Origin of the sequence: Amycolatopsis sp. NPDC051373 (assembly GCF_040689465.1) — a bacterium.
GTDB lineage: Bacteria > Actinomycetota > Actinomycetes > Mycobacteriales > Pseudonocardiaceae > Amycolatopsis.
In genome coordinates, this window is record NZ_JBFBAE010000009.1 from 83186 (window position 1) to 103321 (window position 20136).

Consider the following 20136-nt stretch of genomic DNA (forward strand, 5'->3'; position numbering starts at 1 on the left):
GGGGCGGCCTTTTCATGCCGGTCGCCAAGTGGTTTGCGCGCGGATCACGACGACGGCGAGCGCGAGGAGCGCGACGGCGATGACGAGGGCGGCCCAGCGGCCTTGTTCGTTGGCGGCCCACGCCGTGGCGACGGGGAGCAGGAGGAGGGACGTCGCGAGATAGGCGAGGTGCGTGCCCGGTTCGGCGGGGCGGTCTCCGGCGAGGAGGCCGGTGACGTCGGCGATGGCCTGGACGACGAGGGCCAGCTCCACGACGGCGAGTGCCGGCAGTGCCCTTTCAGGGCGGTCGCGGCCGGCGAGCCCGGCGCCGAGCACGGCGAGCCCGCCGGCCACGCAGACCACCGTGGTGGCGAAGGCCAGTGTTTCGATCACGCCGTCGCCTGGCGTGGTTCTGTGTTCGCCGGTGTTTCGTGCGGTGTTTCCCGTTGTGCCCGGGCTTTGCGACGGCGTCGTTTGGAGCCGGAGCGGAACAGCCAGGTCGAGATCCCCGTGAGCATCAACGCCAACGGCGCGAGGCCGAGGACGAACCAGACGGTCCGCCACCAGCCGCCGACGAGCCAGCGAAGTGGGCGGGCTCGAAGACCTTGTCGTAGAACGAGTTCGCGCCCGCCTCGGGTTTGGCGTCCACATCGGACACGTGGGTGGCGTCGTGGCTGTCGACGTACACCGTGTGGTCGCCACCGAAGAACGCGCGAGCGCCGTAGGGCTGGTAGCCCTCACTGGCTATGGAGACGCTGTAGTAGCCGTCCTGCGGCGTGGTGAGGTACCTGATTTCGCCGGGGGTTTCGGCCAGCGCCGCCGCGGCCGCCCGGTCGATGCCGATCTCCCGGGTGCCGGGCGCGGCTGCGTTGGCGGTGAACGAGTACTTCTGCGGGTCGGCGGCCGTCCCGCCGGTGACCGCCAGCCACGCGTCCTTGACCGGCGGCAGGTAGAAGGCGGCGCCGGTGACGCCCCACATCAGCACGAACGGCACCGCGACGATGCCGATCACGGTGTGCAGGTCGTAGTCACGCGCGAAGCGGCCTTTGCCCGTGCGCACGCGGAAGCCGTGTGAGAAGCGCCGGAAGTCGGGCCACCACACGACGATGCCGGTGATCGCGAGCAGCACCATCAACAGCCAGAGCACGACCACGAGCAGCAGCCCCCAGTTCGTGCCGGGCGGCCAGGCGAACCCGATGGTCGGCACGGGTTTCGCGAGCCACGACACGTAGCCCGGATAGCCGTCGCACGTCAGGCCGCAGTCGTGGAGGTTCGCGAGGAACCCCATCACCCCGCTCTCGAGCCGGGTGCTCCCGTTGATGTGCCCGGTCCCGGGGTCGACGGCGTACGCCTCGGCGAAGTCCGGGTCACCGACCGCGATCACGCCGCCGTCGTTGCTCACCCACGCGGGGGAGAACTTCGGGTGTGCGGTAGTTACGAGGTCGCGCGCCTGCTGGAGGCTGATCGGGTGCTCGGTGGGCGTCTGGTGGTAGAAGTCGCTGTGCGTCGCGCGGAAGTACTCGCCGCGGTACAGCAGGATCGCCTTGCTTAACTCTCACGTAAAGGGTCGAGGTGAGTTCGGGGTGTGATGCTCAGGTGGTTTTGTGGGTCCGCCTTGTTCGGATGGCCAGTGCGGCGGCGGTGATGGCGAGGGCTCCGATCACTCCCCATGCGATCGGGACGAGGTGTCCGACGAGGCTTGGCACGGTAGCAAGCACGGCGATCATGACGATGGTCGCCGCGGCCAGCCAGGTCTCGCGTGCTGCCGGCCGTGCGATGGTCAGCAGCACGAGCCCGACGGCGATCGTCAGAACCCCGGCCACCGCGACTTCGTCCACGATTCCCAGCCACTGCACGGCAAACGCCACGACGGCGGTGATCCCGGTGGCAGCCAGCCACTGTCGTGTGTGGACGGTCACGGGCTTGGGATATCCGGCGATCGCCGCCAGTGTCGCGACTTGCAGCACGAGCTGGCCCCAATGGCCGGGAAGGGTCAGAAATGTGCCGATGGTCGCCGCCAGGGTGAGCGCCGCGGCGAGTTTCCTCCGTCCAGTCAGCAGCGCGGCCAACGCGGGCAACCACAACAGCTCCGCCACAAGGGCCACCGTCGGGCCTCCCGCACCAGCGGCGGCGGCCACGTGAGCCGGAGAACCCCGGTGATCAGCGCCGACGCGGCTTGGAACGCCACGCCCGCCAAGGCCAGCCGCCGGACGACTTCTCCGGCGAGCGCATAGCGGGTCGGCCCCTCGTCGCTCAACCGCAGCCGCACCGCCAGCGCGAGGACGCTCGCTGTCTCCCTGGCGTCCGGCCGTCCGTAGTCCAGCTCGAATTCAGAATCCTCGGAGTGTGTGGTCGTGGTTTCGAGGAACGTGGAGACCATGTCGTCCTCCCATGCCCGCCGGTAGTGCGCCGGCAACACCCGCGTGAGCCGGCGATACTTGAGTTCCAGGGGCTTCACGTCGTCACCTCCTTGCTGTGTTCCTCGGTTCCGGTTCGGCGCCGTTCACGAGGACCCCTCCCCGGCGAGACCCAGCCCCAACCGTCGGTGCGCCACCCGGGCGTTCGCCGCCTGTCGTTCGGCCTCCAGGGCCAGAGTGGTCCGCCCGTCGGGAGTCAGCCGGTAGTACCGCCGCAGTCGGCCGTTGATGACCTCGTCGTGGTCGGGTTCCACGAGGCCCTCGGTGGTCAGCCGGTCGAGGGCGCCGTACAGGGTGCCCACGCGCAGGGTGAGGCGGTCGGAAGACAGAGTCTTCACCTCGCCGACGATGCCGTACCCGTGGAGAGGGGCGTCGACGAGTGCGGTGAGGATGAAAAACGCCTGTTCGGACATGCTGCGCGGAGTGGCCATGACTCCAATGTATCGTAGGGCGATATATAACGCATCGCACGATCGAGAGACACGAAAAAGCGGGGCACCCGCCACCTGGCAAGTGCCCCGCCGGAAGAGAACTCAGTCTCGCTCGATGGTGTGGCCCACGACGTCCGGGCCGGGGTGGGCGTGGCCGGAGCCGTCGCGGCGGAGGTCGACCTCGGGCAGCTCCACGGGGTCGCCGTTGCGGGCCGCGGCAGCGGGGCGCGGACCGATCCAGGCGACGGCCACCGAATCCTCGCCCTTGAGGAAGCGGTGGGCACGCACGCCGCCCGTGGCGCGGCCCTTCGCGGGGTACTCGCTGAACGGCGTGACCTTCACCGACTGGCCCGTGGCCGTGACGACCATGGGCTCGCCGTGGTCGTCGTCATCGGTGCGGACGGCGCCGAAGAAGACCACCGAAGCGCCGGCGCCCAAGTTGATGCCGGCCATGCCGCCGCCCTTCAGGCCCTGCGGCCGCACCAGGGACGCGGCGAAGCGCAGCAGCGACGCTTCGGACGACATGAACGCCAGCGTTTCCTCACCATCGGTGAGCCAGGTGGCGCCGACGATCTCGTCGCCTGCCTTGAGCGTGATGATCTCGAACTCGTCGGACCGCACCGGCCACTCCGGCGCGACCACCTTCACCACGCCGGCGCGCGTGCCGATCGCCAGGCCCGGCGAACCCGTCGCCTGCTCGCCCAGCGGGGCGACACCGACCACCGTCTCGCCCTTCTCCAACGGCACCAGCTCGCGCGCCGCCATGCCGCCGCGCAGGGAGACCGTGCCGGCCTGCTCGGGGAGCACCGGCAACGGCAGCACGTCCGTCTTGAACGCGCGCCCGCGGCTGGTCACCAGCAGCACCTGCCCGCGCGCGGTCGTGTGCACGATGGCGGACACGGCGTCGTGCTTCACTCGGCCGTTGCGTCGCCTGACCTCGGAGGACTCCTCCGACTCCGCCGCCGTGCGGGCGACAAGGCCGGTGGCCGACAGGATGACCTGGCACGGGTCGTCGGTGACCTCCAGCGGCCCGGACGGCTTCGACGCCGCCAGCACCTCCTTGAGGTCACCGTCGATCAGCGCGGTGCGCCGCTCCGTCGGGAAGTCCTTCGCGATCTTCGCCAGCTCCGTCGACACGAGCTTCTTCAGCACCGACTCGTCGTCGAGGATCGTCGTCAGCTCGGCGATCTCCTCGCGCAGCCGCTCCTGCTCCGACTCCAGCTCCAGCCGGTCGTACTTGGTCAGGCGGCGCAGCGGTGTGTCCAGGATGTAGGTGGCCTGGATCTCCGAGAGCTTGAAGCGCGTCATCAGGCCGTCCTTGGCCGCCTGCGCGTTCTCGCTCTCGCGGATGAGCTTGATGACCTTGTCGATGTTCAGCAGCGCGATCAGCAGGCCGTCGACGAGGTGCAGCCGCTCTTCGCGCTTGCGGCGGCGGAACTTGGTGCGCCGCGTGACCACGTCGTAGCGGTGGCGGAGGAAGACCTCCAGCAGCTCCTTGAGCCCGAGCGTCTGCGGCTGACCGTCGACGAGCACCAGGTTGTTGATGCCGAACGACTGCTCCAGCGGCGTCAGCCGGTACAGGTCCGCCAACAGTGCCTGCGGGTTCACGCCGACCTTGCACTCGATCACCAGCCGCGTGCCGTTCTCGCGGTCGGTGAGGTCCTTGACGTCGGCGATGCCGATGAGCCGCTTGGACTTGTTGACCTCGTCGGTGATCTTCTCGATCACCTTCTCCGGGCCCACCCCGTAGGGCAGCTCGACGACCGTGATCGCCTGCCGCCCGCGGCTGCCTTCCAGCGGCCCGGTCTCGACGTTCGCGCGCATCCGCACCACGCCGCGACCCGTCTCGTACGCGCGGCGCACCTCGTCCAGGCCGAGCAGCTTGCCGCCCGTCGGCAGGTCGGGGCCGGGCACGAACTCCATCAGCTTGTCGAGCGTCGCCGTCGGGTGCGTGATCAGCCACCGCGCCGCCGCGATGACCTCGCCGAGGTTGTGCGGGATCATGTTGGTCGCCATGCCGACCGCGATGCCGGACGTGCCGTTGACCAGCAGGTTCGGGAACGCCGCGGGCAGCACCGACGGCTCTTCGAGGGAACCGTCGTAGTTGGGCCGGAAGTCGACGGTGTCTTCACCGAGTTCGCCGACGAGCTGCATCGCCTCGGGCGACATGCGTGCTTCGGTGTTGTGGTTGACGAAGCCACCGGCGAGGAACGAGTGATCCTCCGTGACCACTCGAACCGAGTAGACCTCGGCCGGATCACAGGCCTCGACTTCGGTGATCTCCTCGAAGCGGTAACCCGAGTCCATGATCGGCAGGATCGTGGAGAGGACCTCTGTGTCCTTGATCCGGTCGATGATCCGGAGCCGCTCGGTCTCCCAGCGCTCCATGCGATCGAAGTCGACATCGCCACCGACGTAGTCCGCGACGAACGGCACCCGGTCGTCACTGAGCTGGTGCGCGTGCCGACCGAACTGCTCCAGTAGGCCCTGCAGGTCGGCGTGCTTGGTCTTCGGGAAGCCGATTCGTTCGGCGAACGCCTGGATCTCGCGCGGACCGGACACGACCAGCCGGTGCTCGACCGAACCGACGTTGCCGCGTTCGTGCGTGGCGATGACACCGAACTCGGCCAGCAGTTCCTGAATCTCCGATGCGAGCTGCTCGCTGCGGGTCGGGTATTCGACCGTGTACGCGCCACCGGCCTGTCGGCATTCCCCACCGCGCTCGAACAGGGCCATCAGGAATGCTCGTTTGACGCCGGGACCGCCGGCCCAGACCGACTCGGGCACGAACTCGGCATCAGCGGAGGCTAACTCGGCGGTGATGTGCTCATCGGCGGTCGGAACGACCTGCGTCCACGCGTTGCGAGCCAGACACACGACCGTGCCGCGCTTGACCTCGTCGAGCTGGCGCCACTGGAACATCGGAACGCCCATGGGTGCTTCGAGGCACAGCACGGGGTGGTTTTCGCTGCCCTGCAGCGAGAACCCAGACTTTGTCGTGATCCGGACGGTGGGGTGCTCTCCGGAGTTGAAGACCTTGTCGACCCGGACCGCCTTGCCGTCCTTGTCGAGTACCTCGAAGTCGGCGTCGGCCTCGGAGTCGGCGGGCAGGTTCACCAGGTCGCCGATACGCGGGCTGGACCCATCGGCCAGCCGGACCCGAGTGTCGCCGGTGAGACAGTAGCGGCTTGCGGCCGGGCCGTCGTCCGGTGAACCGAAGTTGCCATGCCCGTCGATCAGCGGCACGTTGAGCGAGAAGTCCTGTGCCAGCCGCACCATGGCGTCGTAAATCGCCACGTCACCGTGTGGATGGTACTTGCCCATGACGTCGCCGACCACGCGCGACGACTTCACGTAAGCATGAGTCGGGCGGTAGCCGTTCTCGTTCATCGAGAACAAGATCCGCCGGTGCACCGGCTTCAACCCGTCCCGCGCATCAGGCAGCGCGCGCGAGTGGATGACCGAGTACGCGTACTCCAGGTACGAGTCTTCGATCTCCGTCTTGAGCGAGTTGTCGAAGACGTTGGCCCCGGCGGAGTCGAACGCGCTGGGATCGACCTTGGTGGTGGTGCCCTTGCGGCGTGCCACGGTAGAACTCCTTGGTAGCTAAGGAAAACTCAGACGTCGATGGCGTCGCGGTCGACGCGGTCGGAGGAGGCGACGAGCCAGTTGCGCCGGGGCTCGACCTTTTCGCCCATCAGCAGTTCGAGCGCGCTTTCGGCGGCTTCGGCGTCGTCCATGGTGATGCGGCGGACGGAGCGCGTGGAGGGGTTCATGGTGGTTTCCCACAGCTCGTCGGCGTCCATCTCGCCGAGGCCCTTGAACCGCGGCACCGGCGTGACGATGATCTTGCCCGCCTTCTCCAGCTCCGCGAACTTCGTCTCCATCTCGCGCTGCGTGAAGGTGAAGTGCGTCTCCGGGTTGCGGCCCTTCGTCACGAGCTTGTGCAACGGCGGCATCGCCGCGTACAGCCGGCCGTCTTCGATCACGGGGCGCATGTACTTCGCGAACAGCGTGATCAGCAGTGTGCGGATGTGCGAGCCGTCGACGTCGGCGTCGGCCATCAGGATCACGCGGCCGTAGCGCATCGTCGTGAGGTCGAACGTGCGGCCGGTGCCCGCGCCGAGCACCTGCACGATCGACGCGATCTCGGCGTTCTTCAGCGTGTCGCCCAGCGAGGCCTTCTGCACGTTCAGGATCTTGCCCCGCAGCGGCAGCAGCGCCTGGTACTCCGACACGCGCGCCATGCGGGCCGAACCCAAAGCGCTGTCGCCCTCGACGAGGAACAGTTCGCTGCGCGCGACACCGGTGGTGCGGCAATCGACGAGCTTCGGCGGCATCGCCGCGCCTTCGAGCGCGGTCTTGCGTCGCGCGGCGTCTTTCTGCTGCTTCTGAGTGAGCCGCACGCGCGCGGCGTCGACCACCTTCTGCAGCACGACCTTCGCCTCGGACTTGGTCCTGCGGTCGTCGACCCACGCCTTCACGTGCTTGTCGACGATGCCCTGGATCACGCGCGTGATGCCGGCCGTGGACAGCTCGTCCTTGGTCTGCGAGGTGAACTGCGGCTCCGGCAGGCGCACGTGGATCACGGCGGTCATGCCTTCGAGCACGTCTTCGAGCGTCGGCGGGTCCTCCTTGGGCTTGAGCAGCCCGCGGGTCTTGCCGATCGCGTCCTGCAGCGCGCGCGTGACGGCGCGGTCGAAACCACGCCGGTGCGTGCCGCCGTGCACGTTGCGGATCGTGTTGGTGAAGCACTCCACCGTGCGCTCGTAGCCGGTGCCCCAGCGCAGCGCGACCTCCACCTCGGCGTGGCGCTCCACATTGGACTGCATCACGCCGTTGGCGTCGGCGGCGTTCTCCTTGTAGGTGCCCTCGCCGGTGATCACGAGGGTGCCGCACACCGGCTTTTCGCCCGACGGGGTGAGGAAGTCGACCATGTCCACCAGCCCGTGGGGGTAGTGGAAGGTCTCCTCGGTGATGGTGTCCTCGATGGCGGTGCGCAGCACGTACGTGACGCCGGGCACCAGGAACGCCGTGTTGCGCAGCTTCGCGCGCACGCCCTCGACGTCGAGCGACGCGCCCGTCTCGAAGTAGCGCGTGTCGTACCAGTACCGGATCGACGTGCCGCTGCGCTCGCCGCGCTTCATCTTGCCGACGAGGTTCAGGCCGGAATGCCGCGTGAACTTCGCTTTCGGGCCGGGCGCGTCGAACGTGCCGGGCACCCCGTGCGCGAACGACATCTGGTGCACCTTGCCGTCCTGCTTCACCGTGACGTCGAAGCGGTGCGACAACGCGTTGACCGCCGAGGCGCCCACGCCGTGGAGACCGCCCGACGTCTTGTACCCCGAACCGCCGAACTTGCCGCCGGCGTGCAGCCGCGTGAGCACGAGCTCGACGCCGGAAAGGCCCGATTTGGCGTGGACGCCGGTGGGGATGCCGCGCCCGTCGTCGTCGACCTGCACGCTGCCGTCGGCGTGGAGGGTGACGACGACGCGGGTGGCGTGGCCCGCCACACCCTCGTCGGTGGAGTTGTCGATGATCTCCGAGAACAAGTGGTTGATGCCACGGCTGTCGGTGGAGCCGATGTACATCCCGGGGCGCTTGCGGACGGCTTCGAGGCCCTCGAGGTGCGTGAGGTCGTCGGCCCCGTACAGAGTCTCAGCAGTCACGAGGTCGCTCTCCCGGATCTTGGCTCGCTGTACGGCGTTGTTCAGGCTGGTTGAGGCAGGCTGGGTGCCTGCGGACGGTGGCGTCCCGGGCAGGCCCCGAGCCGACACCGTACTGCAGGATATCCGCACACCCCGACAGCTTCCGCGCGCTCGGGCCCCGGTGTGGCGAGAGTCCCGTGGGCCAGGGGTACCGGCGGGGGAGTGCGCCGGGTCACCCGCATTGTCACTGTGGAATACTTCTTTCGCGCGAGCAGTTGTGCAGGCAAGGAAGCAGCACCACGAACTACCCGGCTGAGGAGCGGTCATGCAGTTCGGAATCTTCTCGGTGGGCGACGTCACGACCGACCCCACCAACGGCACCACGCCCTCGGAGCACGAGCGCATCAAGGCGATGGTCCGGATCGCCCTCAAGGCCGAAGAGGTCGGCCTCGACGTGTTCGCGACCGGTGAGCACCACAACCCACCGTTCGTCCCCTCGTCGCCCACGACGATGCTGGGCTACATCGCCGCGCAGACGAAGACGATCACGCTGTCGACGTCCACGACGCTGATCACCACCAGCGACCCGGTGAAGATCGCCGAGGACTTCGCGATGCTGCAGCACCTGGCCGACGGTCGCGTGGACCTCATGCTGGGCCGCGGCAACACCGGCCCCGTGTACCCGTGGTTCGGGCAGGACATCCGCCAGGGCATCCCGCTCACGATCGAGAACTACGCCCTGCTGCGCCGCCTGTGGCGCGAAGAGGTCGTGGACTGGGAAGGCAAGTTCCGCACCCCGCTGCAGGGCTTCACCTCCACCCCGCGCCCGCTGGACGACGTGCCCCCGTTCGTGTGGCACGGGTCCATTCGCAGCCCGGAGATCGCCGAGCTGGCCGCGTACTACGGAGACGGCTTCTTCGCCAACCACATCTTCTGGCCGACCTCGCACTACCAGCAGCTGATCGGCTTCTACCGCCAGCGTTACGAGCACTACGGCCACGGCAAGGCCGACCAGGCCATCGTCGGACTCGGCGGGCAGGCCTTCATCCGGCCGAAGTCGCAGGACGCGTGGAACGAGTTCCGGCCGTACTTCGACAACGCGCCGGTGTACGGGCACGGCCCCTCGATGGAGGACTTCACGTCGCAGACGCCGCTGACCGTCGGCAGCCCGCAGGAGGTCATCGACAAGACGCTGACCTTCCGCGAGAGCTTCGGCGACTACCAGCGCCAGCTGTTCCTCATGGACCACGCCGGGCTGCCGCTGAAGACCGTGCTGGAGCAGCTCGACCTGCTCGGCGAGCAGGTGGTGCCGGTGCTGCGCAAGGAGCTCGAGTCGATGCGCCCGGCGCACGTGCCCGACGCGCCGACCCACGAGTCGCTCAAGGCCGCGCGCGACGCTGAAGAAACCGCCGAAGAGCCTGCTGCAGAAACCCGCGTCTGAACCTCGTTTCGGAAAGAAGAAGGCAGAAATGACCGCACGCACCATCGCCGTGGTCACCGCCGGGCTGAGCCAGCCGTCGTCCACGCGGCTGCTGGCCGACCGGCTGGCGGACGCGACGCGCACCGCACTGGGCCCCGACACCGTGGTCGAGGTGATCGAGCTTCGTGACACCGCCGTGGACGTCACCAACAACCTGCTCACCGGTTTCCCCAGCCCGAAGCTGAAGGAAGTCATCGACACGGTGACGCACGCCGACGGTCTCATCGCCGTGACGCCGGTCTTCACCGCTTCGTACAGCGGGATGTTCAAGTCCTTCTTCGACGTCCTGGACAAGGAAGCGCTCGAAGGCAAGCCGGTGCTGATCGCCGCGACCGGTGGTACGGAACGGCATTCGCTCGTGCTGGACTTCGCGTTGCGGCCGCTCTTCGCTTACCTGCGCGCGATTCCCGTCGCGACAGGCGTGTATGCGGCTTCGTCGGACTGGGGCAGCGCGAGCGCGACCGGCTCGCTGCAGCGGCGCGTCGAGCGTGCGGCGGGCGAGCTGGCGGCGGCGGTCTCGGCCGCTCCCGAGGCGAAGGCTTCGGACGAGCTGACGTCGTTGCCGTTCGAGCAGCTGCTGGCCGGCGAGGGCTTTTAGCCGACGGTCCGTGAAGGGCACCTTGGAGGACTCCCCCAAGGTGCCCTTCACGGCGTTTCGGGGGAGATTTCGCTCAGGCGGCGGCGCAGGAAGCGGCGGTCGGCTTCGTTGCCGGCCAACGCGAGCGCCGCGCGGTACGCGTCCGCGGCTTCCTCGCGACGGCCGAGGCGGCGTAGCAGGTCGGCGCGCGTGGCGGGCAGCAGGTGGTAGTCGTCGAGGTCGCCCGCCATCGCGTCGACGAGCGCCAGGCCGGCGGCCGGGCCATCGGCCATCGCGACTGCCACCGCGCGGTTGAGCTGCACGACCGGCGACGGCACGCGCTTCGCGAGTTCCCCGTACAGCGCGGCGATCTGCGGCCAGTCCGTGTCCGAAGCGGCGGGCGCGGCCGCGTGGCAGGCCGCGATTGCCGCCTGGAGCTGGTACGGGCCGGGCGAGCCGCGGTGCAGCGCCGTGTCCACGAGGGCGAGGCCTTCGTCGATCGCCGCCGCGTCCCACCGAGCGCGGTCTTGCTCTTCCAGCGTCACGAGTTCGCCGTCGTCGTCGAGCCGCGCGCCGCGGCGGGAGTGCTGGAGCAGCAGCAACGCCAGCAAGCCTTCGATCTCGGGCTCGTCGGGCATGAGCGTCAGCAGCGTCCGGGTGAGCCGGATGGCCTCGACGCAGAGGTCGTGGCGTGCGGGCGCGTCGCCGGCGGTCGCGGCGTAACCCTCGTTGAACAGCAGGTACAGCACTCCGAGTACGGCCGCCGTGCGTTCCGGCAGCAGGTGCGCGGGCGGCACGCGGTAGGGGATGCCGGCTTCGCGGATCTTGCGTTTCGTACGCACGAGCCGTTGCGACATCGCCTGCTCGCTCACGAGGAACGCGCGCGCGATCTCCGCCGTCGTCAGGCCGGCGAGCGTCCGCAGCGTGAGCGCGACGCGGCCGTCGAGCGGCAACGCCGGGTGGCAGCAGGTGAACATCAGCCGCAGCCGGTCGTCCCGCACGCCGCTGGGGTCGGCTTCGGGTTCCTCGGTCGGCGCCAGCGCGGCGACTTCACGTAGCTTCGCGGCTTCGGTCGCGCTGCGCTTGAGGCGGGTCAGGGCGTGGTTGCGCGCGGTGGTGGTGAGCCACGCCGCCGGCTTGGCCGGCACGCCGTCGCGCGGCCAACGTTCCAGCGCCCGCGCCATCGCCTCCTGCACGCACTCCTCGGCCAGGTCCCAGTCGCCCGTGAGCCGGATGAGCGTGGCCACCACCCGGCCGCCCTCCTCGCGGAAGGCAGCCGTGACGGCGGCTTCGGCGCTCAGGGCGTTTCTCCGGGCCAGAGCCAGAGCGGCCGGACCTCGATCGGCCCGAACCGCGCGGCCGGGTGCTTCGACGCGACCTCGACGGCTTCGTCGAGATCTTCGCATTCCAGCAGGTCGAAGCCGAGGATCTGCTCCTTCGTCTCGGCGAACGGCCCGTCGGACAGCAGCACCTCGCCGTTTTCGACGCGCACGGTGGTCGCCATGCTCACCGGCCGCAACCGGTTGCCGGTCACCCGGACGCCACGTTCGTCCATCTCCTTCACCCACGCTTCGGTGGCGGGGTCCATGGGGTCGTCGGGCAGCGGCCGGGATTCGTCGTGGCTCCGTCCGCAGATCAACATCATGTAGCGCATCGGTTGGCCCCTTCTCTCGGGTGATTTCCTACCGCGCCGAGGGCGTTCGGTCGAGGCGGTTCGTCACTGCGACCACCGGAGCCGGCGCGGACCGACACGACCGGCCGAAGTTTTTAGTTAAGCATCTACTTGACTATTGGGCGCAGCGAGCGCATGATTAAGCACATGGTTGACCATCAGCTCGACCGGGTGTTCCAGGCACTCGCCGACGGGACCCGGCGCGAGCTCGTGGCGCGGCTGGTCACCGGACCCGCCGCGGTGAAGGAGCTGGCGCAACCGTTTGCGATGTCGCTGCCTGCCGTGATGCAGCACCTGCGGGTGCTCGAGTCGTGCGGGCTGGTGGCCTCGGAGAAGGCCGGTCGTGTGCGCACGTACCGGCTGGAGCCGGCGGGCCTGCGCCTGGCCGAGCAGTGGCTGGGCGAGCAGCGCACCGGCTGGGAACACCGGCTCGACCGTCTCGGTGGCTTTCTGACCACCGACCGACAGGAAGGGAACACGTCATGACCGACGTCAAACATTCCACGTTCACTCTCGAACGCCGTTACCCCGCGCCGCCCGCGCGCGTGTTCGCCGCATGGGCGGATCCGGCCGCGAAGGCGAGCTGGTTCGGTGCCGGTGAGCACTCGCTGGACTTCCGGGTCGGCGGCCGCGAGACCAACAGTGCCGGAGACCTCTCGTTCACGGCCGAGTACCACGACATCGTCGACGGCGAGCGGATCGTCTACGCCGGGGCGCTCAGCGGTCCGGCCGGCCTCGCCACGGTGTCGGTCACCACAGTGGAGCTGGTCCCGGACGGCGCCGGCACGCGGTTGGTGCTCACCGAACAGGGCACGTTCCTCGACGGACACGAGGAGCCGGCGTGGCGCGAGCAGGGCACGGGTGACTGGCTCGACAAACTCGGCGCGCACCTCGGCGCGCAGGCCTGATACCGGTTCGGGACCGCAGCCGGTTTTGCGGTCGGTCCACTTCGGACGTGTGCGCCGATCCCGGGGTGATCCGGAGTTTCTCCGGGCGCCCGGTCCGTGAGCCAGGCACACTGGCTGAAACGGACAGGAGGGGGCCGCGTGGAACTCGGCAAACCGGTGAAGCAGGCGATCGCCGCGGTGGTGGGCGGCGTGCTGGTCCTCGTCGGGATCGCGTTGCTGGTGCTGCCGGGACCCGGATTGCTGCTGGTGCTCGCGGGACTGGTGGTGCTGACCTCGCAGTTCCCGGCGCTGGAACGGTTCGTCGACCCGGTGCGCACGCGGGCGATGAAGGCCGCCGAGGACAGCGTGGCCTCGCCGCTGCGGATCGCGGGTTCCGTGCTCGCCGGCCTGGCGCTCTTCGCCGCCGGCATCGTATGGGGCACCCTCGACTGGCTGCCGTTCAGCGGCTGGAGCACCGGGTCGAGCATCATCCTCTCCGGCGTCATCCTGTTCGCCCTGCTCATCTGGAGCTACCGACGGGTCAAGTCCCGTGAGGGGGAGGCGCTCGCGTTGCCCGCCGGGCAGAATCCGGGTATGACCACTTCGGACTCCCCGCAGGTGCCGGCCGCGATCCAGCAGTTCGTGGACGCCACCAACAAGGCCGACGCCAAGAGCTTCGTCGACGCCTTCACCTCCGACGCGTTCCTCGAGGACTGGGGACGCAAGTTCCACGGCCATGAAGGCGTGCTGAGCTGGAACGAAACCGACAACATCGGGGTCGGGGCGAACTTCACCGTGAAGGGCATCAAGCCTGGCAAGGGCGAGGACAACTACGTCCTTACGCTCGGCGTGAAGAGCAACCGCTTCAACGGCACCGGCACGATGACGATCGACCTGCGCGACGGCAAGATCGCCAGCCTCGTCATCTCCTGACCCGGGCTCGCGGGCGTTCGGGAAGCCGGACGTCCGCGGGTCCGTGGGACATGGTCCACAGCGTTCGGCTCAAGAGGCCGGTGGTTCTTCAGCGTCTGCCCGCGGGCCATCTCGGCGGGTTAACAGACTGCTGGGCTGCTAACCTCGGGCCCGTGAGCACCGGTTTCCAGCGCGCCCGCCGCCCCGAGCAGGTCGAGGCCCGGCGCGCCACGATCCTCGCGACGGCCACGGCGATGCTGCGCGAACGGCCGGTCGCCGACATCAGCCTGCGTGAGCTGAGCGATCGCGTCGGCCTCGCGAAGTCCAACGTGCTGCGCTACTTCGACAGCCGCGAAGCGATCTTCCTCGAGGTGCTCGACGAGGTGTGGCGGCGGTGGCTGGACGTCGCCGCGCGGGCGCTCACCGTCGTGTCGGTCGATGGCCCCGGCTTCGTGCGCGAGGAACGCGTGGCCGCGACGATCGCCCGCACGCTGCAGGAAGACCGGCTGCTGTGCGAGCTGGTCAGCTCCATGGCGTCGGTGCTGGAACGCAACATCTCCGTGGACACCGCGCGCAGCTTCAAACACCGCGCGGCCGCCAACATCGACCGGCTGGCCGGGTTGGTGCGCGACGAAGTCCCGGAACTCTCACACACCGGCGCCGCGCACTTCGCGGGCGCGGTGTTCGTGATCGTCGCCGGCCTGTGGCCCTACGCCAACCCGACCGAGGCGGTCGCCACGGCCAGCGCGGAAATGGGCGTGGCCCCCGGCGCCGACCTGTTCGCGGAGAACCTCACCGAGGGCCTGGCGAACCTCCTGGCCGGTCTCGTCGCCCGACGTCGTTGAGGTCGCGTGACTCCAGGATCCGCCGGGGGTAGCCGTCGGCCGCGACCGAGATCATCGCGCGCCCGAGCACCTCGGTCGTGATGAACACCGCCGGAAACCGTTGGAGCAACGGGAAAAGCGGCGTCGTGACGCGGTAGATCCCGCGATACAGCGGCGTTTTCGACGTGATGCCGTGCTGTGGCTGGATGAAGCCGGGCCGGAACGCGTACGCGTCGAGCGGCAGCCGGGCCAGGGCGTTCTCCGTGGCGCCCTTCACCCGCGCCCACCGCACGCGGCCGCGTTCCGTGCTGTCGGTGCCGGCGCCCGAGACGTAGAGGAAGGTCGCGTTCGGCCGCGCTTGCGCGTAGGTGCGGGCGACGGAAAGGGTGAGAGCGTAGGTGATCCGCTCGTACTCCTGCGCCGGCATCCCGGCCGACGAGACCCCGAGGCAGAAGAAGCACGCGTCATATTCCGCGAGCTGCTCGGCGTGCGGGCTCAGGTCGCCGAGATCGTCGGGCACCAGCTCGGTCAGCTTCGAGTGCCGGTCGCCGGTCGCTGTCCGTCCGACGGTCAGCACTCGCTCCACGCGACCGTCCAGCAGGCACTCCCGCAGCGCGCCCTGGCCGACCATCCCGGTCGCCCCGAACAGGACGACCTTCACGCTTCACCCACCGGCAGCAGTCCGCGCTCGCCGAAGACCTTCTTCGCCACGGCGGTCGCGTTGAGCGCCTTGGGGAACCCGCAGTACCCCGCCGACTGCAGCAGCGCCTCGACGATCTCCGCGGGCGTCAGGCCGACGTTCAGCGCCGTCCCGATGTGCAGCTCCAGCTGCGGCTCGCACCCGCCCATCGCGGTCAGCATGCCGATCGTCAGCAGCTGCCGGTCGCGCGGCCCGAGCGCCGGCCGCGAGTAGATCTCCCCGAACCCCCACGACACGATCTGCCGCGCCAGGTCGGGCGCGATGTCGCCCAGCCCGTCCAGCACCTTCTGGGCGCTGCCTTCGTTCACGGCGTTCATGGTCTCGAGGCCGAGTGCGTAACGCTCTTCTTCGGTCATGCTCCGACCGTATGGGATCCGGTGCGGGGAAGGCCGCCGAACGGCCTTCCCCGCACCGGATCGCTGGTGTGCGGGCCGATCGGGGGTCAAGTCGCGGCGGATCGCACGGCGAGGTTCGCCCGACGGGCCACCGCGAAGTCGAGCTTGCGGACGCGGCGGTCGTAGGTGAGGAAGCCGTTGACTTCCTTCTCGACGTCGGTGAGCTGCGTGTAGACGGCGGCGGAGAGGCCGCGGCGGACCTCGGTGGCGAGCTGGTGCTGGAGCTCGACGTAACGCCTGGTCAGAGTTGCGCTGTCGGGTTCCAGCTCGTAGGCGAAGCTGCCTGACGGGTCGAACTCGTGGCCGTGGACTTTGAGGCCCAGGCCGCCGTATTCGCCGTCGACGGTGGCGCGGAGCGGGTCCGGCGGTGGGGTGCCGGGGCCGGGGTAGGTGTGGTCGTCGAGGAGGTCGCCGTGGCCGGTGTCTGGCTGGGAGCGGCAGCAGTTGACGCCGGATTCGGCGTCGACCAGGCGCGTGGTGTCCCAGGCGGCGACCTCGTCGGCGACGCGGGCGACGTCGAAGTCGCCCCAGCCCTCGTTGAAGGGGACCCACGTGACGATGGAGGGGAACGAGCGGTGCTGGTCGATCACGCGGTGCAGCTCGGCCTCGAAGTTCGCGCGGGCCTGAGGTGTCGGGGTGACGTTCTCCGTCATCGCCGGCATGTCCTGCCAGACGAGGAGGCCGAGGCGGTCGGCGTGGTAGTACCAGCGGTCGGGTTCGACCTTGAGGTGCTTGCGGACCATGGTGAAGCCGAGGGCCTTTTCCTGTTGTAGATCGAATTCCAGGGCGGCGTCGGTGGGGGCGGTGTAGAGGCCGTCGGGCCAGAAGCCCTGGTCGAGCGGACCGAGCTGGACGAACCGCTTGCCGTTGAAGAGGATGCGGTGGTTTTCGACCGTGATGGAGCGCAGGCCGAAGTAGGAGCCGACGGTGTCTCCTGTGGACAATGTGACGCGGAGGTCGTAGAGGAACGGGTCGCCGGGCGACCACAGGTGGGGGTGGGGGAGGGTGATCGTGGTGGGGTGGCCGGCGGTGCCCTCGGCTCGGGCGACGACGTGGCCGTGGTCGGAGGCGGTGGCTCGGAAGGGGGTGCCGTCGGCGCCTTGGACGGTGAGGGTGGCCTCGCCGGTTGTGGTGTTCGAAGTGGTGTCCACGCGCGTGATGTGCACGGGCGCCACCGGTTCCAGCCAGACCGTCTGCCAGATTCCGGACGACGCGGTGTAGAAGACTCCGGCGCCTGGCGCGCGTTGTTTGCCGAGCGGCTGCCCATTGCCGGTCGCGTCCGTGACGCCGACGACGAGTTCCTGGGGGCCGGTGGTCAGGGTGTCAGTGATGTCGGCGGTGAAGGAGTCGTAGCCGCCGGTGTGGTGGGTGACTTCGCGGCCGTTGACGTAGACGGCGGTGTCGTGGTCGACGGCCTGGAAGTGCAGCAGGATTCGTTGGGAGCGCCAGGATTCCGGGACGTCGAAGGTGCGGCGGTACCACATGCGAGTCTCGTGGCGCATGATGCCGGACAGCGCCGATTCGACGGGGTAGGGGACGAGGATCCGTTCCGGCAGCTGCCGTCCGAAGGGTGGTCCGGGGGTCCCGGTCTCGAACTCCCAGACTCCGTTGAGGTTCTGCCATTCGTCGCGCGTCAGCTGCGGGCGCGGGTACTCCGGCAACGCGTTGGTGGGGGAGACGGCGTCCGTCCACGGTGTACTCAACGGTGGCGTCTGCCGGTGCCACTGCGGCTGCGCGACCGGGGTCACGCCGGAAAGTCCGAACAGCAGCACCGCGAGCACTACGGCAGGACGCACCATCGTCGGAACCTCCGGTTCACTTGATGATCATCTCTACCGGCTGCCGGCGCGGATGTAAATCGCTCAGTACGGCACGACCAGCCGGATGGCCAGCACGACGATCACGACGCTCGATGCCAGCGCGGTCCCCAACCGCCCGCGACGCCCGGCGAGTACGCGGCCCAGCAACACCCCGCCGCCCGCGAGCAGCAGCTGCCAACTCGCCGACGCGACGAACGCGGCCAGCGCGAACACCGTGCCCGTCGCTGTACCGCCGACCACGAGGGCCGTGAAGTACACGATCGTTGCCGGATTCAGCAAAGTGAGGCCGAGGAAACTCACGTACGCGCGCGCTGGTCCCGGCGGCGCGGCCTCGGCTTCGGGCGTTGCGCCGGCGCGGTACCTCCGCCACCCGCCCACCGCGGTGTGCGTCGCGAGCGCCACGAGCACCACCACGGACGCCCACCGCAACGGCCCCGCGACCGGCGCCAGTACCGGCGCGAGCGCCGCCCCACCGCTCACCGCGACGACGGCGTAGACACCATCCGCACTGGCCACTCCGAGCGCCGCCGCCGCGGCGACCCGCGGCGACGTCCGCGCCGCCAGCCCCACCAGCACCGCCCCGACCGCTCCCACCGGCACGGCGATCCCGTACCCCGCGAGCGCCCCGGCGACCACCGCCGCCGTCACGACCGCGCCCGACCACGCCCCCGTGGCTCGCACTGCTGCCCACGCCGCACCCGGGCAGGGGCGATCGGCGTGCGGTGCGGTGTGGTGGTCGTGGTCATGTCCGGAAGCCTGACCGCGGACGGGTCGGTGGGCAACCGATTTTCACCGCGCAGGGCCACGACAGCACCGGCGCCTGCCGAGTCCGCAAAGGACGCGGCACCGAGAGTGGCGCTGGGTCCTGCGCCGGTCGGAGATCGTTGCCCGGGTGGGTTTTCGCGGCTGGGTGGCCGGCGAGCTCACCGTTTCGGCCAGTGCCACGAAGGCCGATCCAGCCTCCCCTGTCCGGAAAGGACAGTCGCCCCGAAGTCCTTTTCCAATTCCAGCAAAGCCGCGCCCGTCGATTCCAATGCCCGGACCAGCGGTTGCGAGTGCGATACCACCACCAGCTGCGTCCGGCGGGCCGCCCGGGTGATCAACGCCGCCAACGCCGGCAGCAGCTCCGGGTGCAGGCTCGTCTCGGGTTCGTTCAGCACCAGCAACTCCGGCGGCCGCGGGCTCAACAACGCGGCGACCCAGAGCAGATACCGCAACGTCCCATCCGAAAGCTCGGCCGCGGTGAGCGGCCGAAGCAGCCCGTGCTGCTGAAACCGCAGCTCGAACCGGCCATCGGCCGACGTGATCTCGACCGTGGCCCGCGGAAAGGCGTCCTGAACGGCGGACGCCAACGCGTCGGCATCACCCGATTCCTGGATCGTCCGCAACGCCGCTGCGAGGTCGGCGCCGTCGTGGTCGAGGACGGGGGTGCGGGTGCCGATGCGGGATTCGCGGGCCGGGGCGGTGGCGTCGGTGCGGAAGTGGTCGTAGAAGCGCCACGCGCGGATGCGTTCGCGCAGCAGGAGGAGCTCCGGGGCGGGGAAGGAGCTCAGCATGCTGTCCGTCAGCCCGATGGACTGCGGTTCGGAAGGCCAGGCGCCGCTCGTGTCGCGGACGCGCAGGGTGGGGCCCGCGCGGTCGGCGAGCAGGGTACGCGGAGAAAAAACGGGGCCGGACCACACGCACTCGCGCTTGAACTCCGGGTCGAGGGAGAACATCGAGGTACCCGGGATCGGCAGGCCCAGGTCCAGCGCGTAGCCGAACTCGTCACCCGAGAACCCCAGCCGCAGGCCGACCGGCTGGGTGCGGCGCGTGCCCTGCACGGGAGAGCGCCCGGAACGGACCGCGCGCCCGATCGCCTCCGGGCCCGCCCACAGCGTGGAGGGCAGGCCGCCTTCGCGGGCCAGCGCGGCGACGGCGCCGTTGTGCGCGGCGTCGGCCAGCAGGCGCAGGGCGCGGTAGAGGCTCGACTTCCCGCTCCCGTTGGCGCCGGTCACCACGGTCAGCTCCGACAGGGGCAGCACCAGATCACGCAACGACCGGTAGTTCTCCACGGCAAGGGTTTCAGCACGCGGCCGACGCTATCCGGCCGCACCGACAGATAACGATCGTGACTACGAAGCTCCCGACCCCGGGTGCTCTCACCTGCAGCTCTCACCGTCAGTTGTCAAATTAATTCTGTCCGTGTTCGCGGCCACTGGACTCCGAGCCCTATTCGTCAGATCTTTGTCCGCGACCTCGTTGACACCGCCGAAGCGCGAGGTGAGAATCTCGTTTCACATATCCTATAGGATCTTCGGTCCGAAAGAGGTGTCGGTGGTGGCAGCGGGGCGAAAGGTCGTGGTCCCGGGACACGGGACGGCGATCTGTCACCGTCGCACACCCGGGAGTGCT

General features: G+C 69.3%; 18 protein-coding genes and 4 pseudogenes. 6 read left to right on the plus strand and 16 right to left on the minus strand.

What is annotated here, in order from left to right; translation table 11 throughout:
- Positions 1-12: 12 nt before the first annotated feature.
- The 9 genes and pseudogenes from AB0383_RS18165 to AB0383_RS18205 all read right to left on the minus strand — a co-directional run bounded on the left by AB0383_RS18165 (position 13) and on the right by AB0383_RS18205 (position 8496).
- Positions 13-372, minus strand: a complete 360-nt coding sequence (locus tag AB0383_RS18165; RefSeq protein ID WP_366187944.1) for a hypothetical protein — start codon at positions 370-372, stop codon at positions 13-15.
- A gap of 124 nt (positions 373-496) precedes the next feature.
- Positions 497-1519 (minus strand): PepSY-associated TM helix domain-containing protein, encoded by a 1023-nt coding sequence (locus AB0383_RS18170; RefSeq protein ID WP_366188074.1) that lies wholly within the window; start codon positions 1517-1519, stop codon positions 497-499.
- 52 nt (positions 1520-1571) lie between these two features.
- The gene (locus AB0383_RS18175) at positions 1572-2075 is read right to left on the minus strand and encodes a hypothetical protein (protein WP_366187945.1); all 504 of its coding nucleotides are present in this window, start codon (positions 2073-2075) and stop codon (positions 1572-1574) included.
- A complete protein-coding gene (locus AB0383_RS18180) occupies positions 2033-2437 on the minus strand; it encodes a hypothetical protein (RefSeq protein WP_366187946.1) in 405 nt (134 codons plus the stop codon). The genes AB0383_RS18175 and AB0383_RS18180 overlap by 43 nt, the downstream gene beginning before the upstream one ends.
- A 45-nt stretch (positions 2438-2482) precedes the next feature.
- A complete protein-coding gene (locus AB0383_RS18185; protein WP_364180645.1) occupies positions 2483-2827 on the minus strand; it encodes a helix-turn-helix transcriptional regulator in 345 nt (114 codons plus the stop codon).
- A gap of 102 nt (positions 2828-2929) precedes the next feature.
- Positions 2930-5008: pseudogene (locus AB0383_RS18190) on the minus strand (DNA gyrase subunit A); the annotation flags it as partial.
- A 348-nt stretch (positions 5009-5356) separates the two neighbouring features.
- Positions 5357-5995, minus strand: a pseudogene (locus tag AB0383_RS18195) (LAGLIDADG family homing endonuclease); the annotation flags it as partial.
- A 12-nt stretch (positions 5996-6007) separates the two neighbouring features.
- Positions 6008-6415: pseudogene (locus AB0383_RS18200) on the minus strand (DNA gyrase subunit A); the annotation flags it as partial.
- Between the two features lie 29 nt (positions 6416-6444).
- Positions 6445-8496, minus strand: a complete 2052-nt coding sequence (locus AB0383_RS18205; RefSeq protein WP_366187947.1) for a DNA topoisomerase IV subunit B — start codon at positions 8494-8496, stop codon at positions 6445-6447.
- Between the two features lie 304 nt (positions 8497-8800).
- Here AB0383_RS18205 and AB0383_RS18210 point away from each other — a divergent pair, with 304 nt between their 5' ends.
- Positions 8801-9916 carry an LLM class flavin-dependent oxidoreductase gene (locus AB0383_RS18210; RefSeq protein WP_364180647.1) on the plus strand — a complete coding sequence of 372 codons (1116 nt, stop codon included), beginning with the start codon at positions 8801-8803 and terminating at the stop codon, positions 9914-9916.
- A 28-nt stretch (positions 9917-9944) separates the two neighbouring features.
- Complete coding sequence (locus AB0383_RS18215) at positions 9945-10553, plus strand: FMN reductase (RefSeq protein ID WP_364180649.1); 609 nt, start codon at positions 9945-9947, stop codon at positions 10551-10553.
- Between the two features lie 47 nt (positions 10554-10600).
- Here the strand turns inward: AB0383_RS18215 and AB0383_RS18220 are convergent, their stop codons facing one another.
- Positions 10601-11833 carry an RNA polymerase sigma factor gene (locus tag AB0383_RS18220; RefSeq protein WP_366188075.1) on the minus strand — a complete coding sequence of 411 codons (1233 nt, stop codon included), beginning with the start codon at positions 11831-11833 and terminating at the stop codon, positions 10601-10603.
- Positions 11830-12186 carry a YciI family protein gene (locus tag AB0383_RS18225; protein ID WP_364180651.1) on the minus strand — a complete coding sequence of 119 codons (357 nt, stop codon included), beginning with the start codon at positions 12184-12186 and terminating at the stop codon, positions 11830-11832. The genes AB0383_RS18220 and AB0383_RS18225 overlap by 4 nt, the downstream gene beginning before the upstream one ends.
- Before the next feature lie 165 nt (positions 12187-12351).
- On the opposite strand from AB0383_RS18225, the gene AB0383_RS18230 reads away from it, so the two are divergent.
- From AB0383_RS18230 to AB0383_RS18245, 4 genes and pseudogenes are all read left to right on the plus strand, one after another.
- Positions 12352-12690 carry a metalloregulator ArsR/SmtB family transcription factor gene (locus AB0383_RS18230; protein WP_364180653.1) on the plus strand — a complete coding sequence of 113 codons (339 nt, stop codon included), beginning with the start codon at positions 12352-12354 and terminating at the stop codon, positions 12688-12690.
- On the plus strand, positions 12687-13112 hold the full coding sequence (locus AB0383_RS18235; RefSeq protein WP_364180655.1) for an SRPBCC domain-containing protein: 426 nt from the start codon (positions 12687-12689) through the stop codon (positions 13110-13112). Before AB0383_RS18230 ends, AB0383_RS18235 begins: the two co-directional genes overlap by 4 nt.
- Before the next feature lie 138 nt (positions 13113-13250).
- Positions 13251-13643 (plus strand): annotated as a pseudogene (locus tag AB0383_RS18240) (PGPGW domain-containing protein); the annotation flags it as partial.
- 533 nt (positions 13644-14176) lie between these two features.
- A complete protein-coding gene (locus AB0383_RS18245) occupies positions 14177-14848 on the plus strand; it encodes a TetR family transcriptional regulator (protein WP_364180657.1) in 672 nt (223 codons plus the stop codon).
- Here AB0383_RS18245 and AB0383_RS18250 read toward each other — a convergent pair.
- The 5 genes from AB0383_RS18250 to AB0383_RS18270 all read right to left on the minus strand — a co-directional run bounded on the left by AB0383_RS18250 (position 14796) and on the right by AB0383_RS18270 (position 19796).
- Positions 14796-15488 carry an epimerase gene (locus tag AB0383_RS18250; protein ID WP_366187948.1) on the minus strand — a complete coding sequence of 231 codons (693 nt, stop codon included), beginning with the start codon at positions 15486-15488 and terminating at the stop codon, positions 14796-14798. The genes AB0383_RS18245 and AB0383_RS18250 overlap by 53 nt on opposite strands.
- Complete coding sequence (locus AB0383_RS18255) at positions 15485-15883, minus strand: carboxymuconolactone decarboxylase family protein (protein WP_364180661.1); 399 nt, start codon at positions 15881-15883, stop codon at positions 15485-15487. Before AB0383_RS18255 ends, AB0383_RS18250 begins: the two co-directional genes overlap by 4 nt.
- A gap of 86 nt (positions 15884-15969) precedes the next feature.
- Positions 15970-17721: a sugar-binding domain-containing protein gene (locus tag AB0383_RS18260; protein WP_366187949.1), complete on the minus strand. Its 1752-nt coding sequence runs from the start codon at positions 17719-17721 to the stop codon at positions 15970-15972.
- Between the two features lie 63 nt (positions 17722-17784).
- A complete protein-coding gene (locus tag AB0383_RS18265) occupies positions 17785-18390 on the minus strand; it encodes a LysE family transporter (protein ID WP_364180882.1) in 606 nt (201 codons plus the stop codon).
- A gap of 275 nt (positions 18391-18665) precedes the next feature.
- On the minus strand, positions 18666-19796 hold the full coding sequence (locus AB0383_RS18270; protein WP_364180664.1) for an AAA family ATPase: 1131 nt from the start codon (positions 19794-19796) through the stop codon (positions 18666-18668).
- Positions 19797-20136 lie beyond the last annotated feature (340 nt).

Bases quoted from the DNA above. Each gene is read 5' to 3' on its own strand.
- AB0383_RS18185 (WP_364180645.1), bottom strand. From the start codon at position 2,827: ATGGCCACTCCGCGCAGCATGTCCGAACAGGCGTTTTTCATCCTCACC.
- AB0383_RS18230 (WP_364180653.1), top strand. From the start codon at position 12,352: ATGGTTGACCATCAGCTCGACCGGGTGTTCCAGGCACTCGCCGACGGG.
- AB0383_RS18215 (WP_364180649.1), top strand. From the start codon at position 9,945: ATGACCGCACGCACCATCGCCGTGGTCACCGCCGGGCTGAGCCAGCCG.
- AB0383_RS18260 (WP_366187949.1), bottom strand. From the start codon at position 17,721: ATGGTGCGTCCTGCCGTAGTGCTCGCGGTGCTGCTGTTCGGACTTTCC.
- AB0383_RS18255 (WP_364180661.1), bottom strand. From the start codon at position 15,883: ATGACCGAAGAAGAGCGTTACGCACTCGGCCTCGAGACCATGAACGCC.
- AB0383_RS18235 (WP_364180655.1), top strand. From the start codon at position 12,687: ATGACCGACGTCAAACATTCCACGTTCACTCTCGAACGCCGTTACCCC.
- AB0383_RS18225 (WP_364180651.1), bottom strand. From the start codon at position 12,186: ATGCGCTACATGATGTTGATCTGCGGACGGAGCCACGACGAATCCCGG.
- AB0383_RS18210 (WP_364180647.1), top strand. From the start codon at position 8,801: ATGCAGTTCGGAATCTTCTCGGTGGGCGACGTCACGACCGACCCCACC.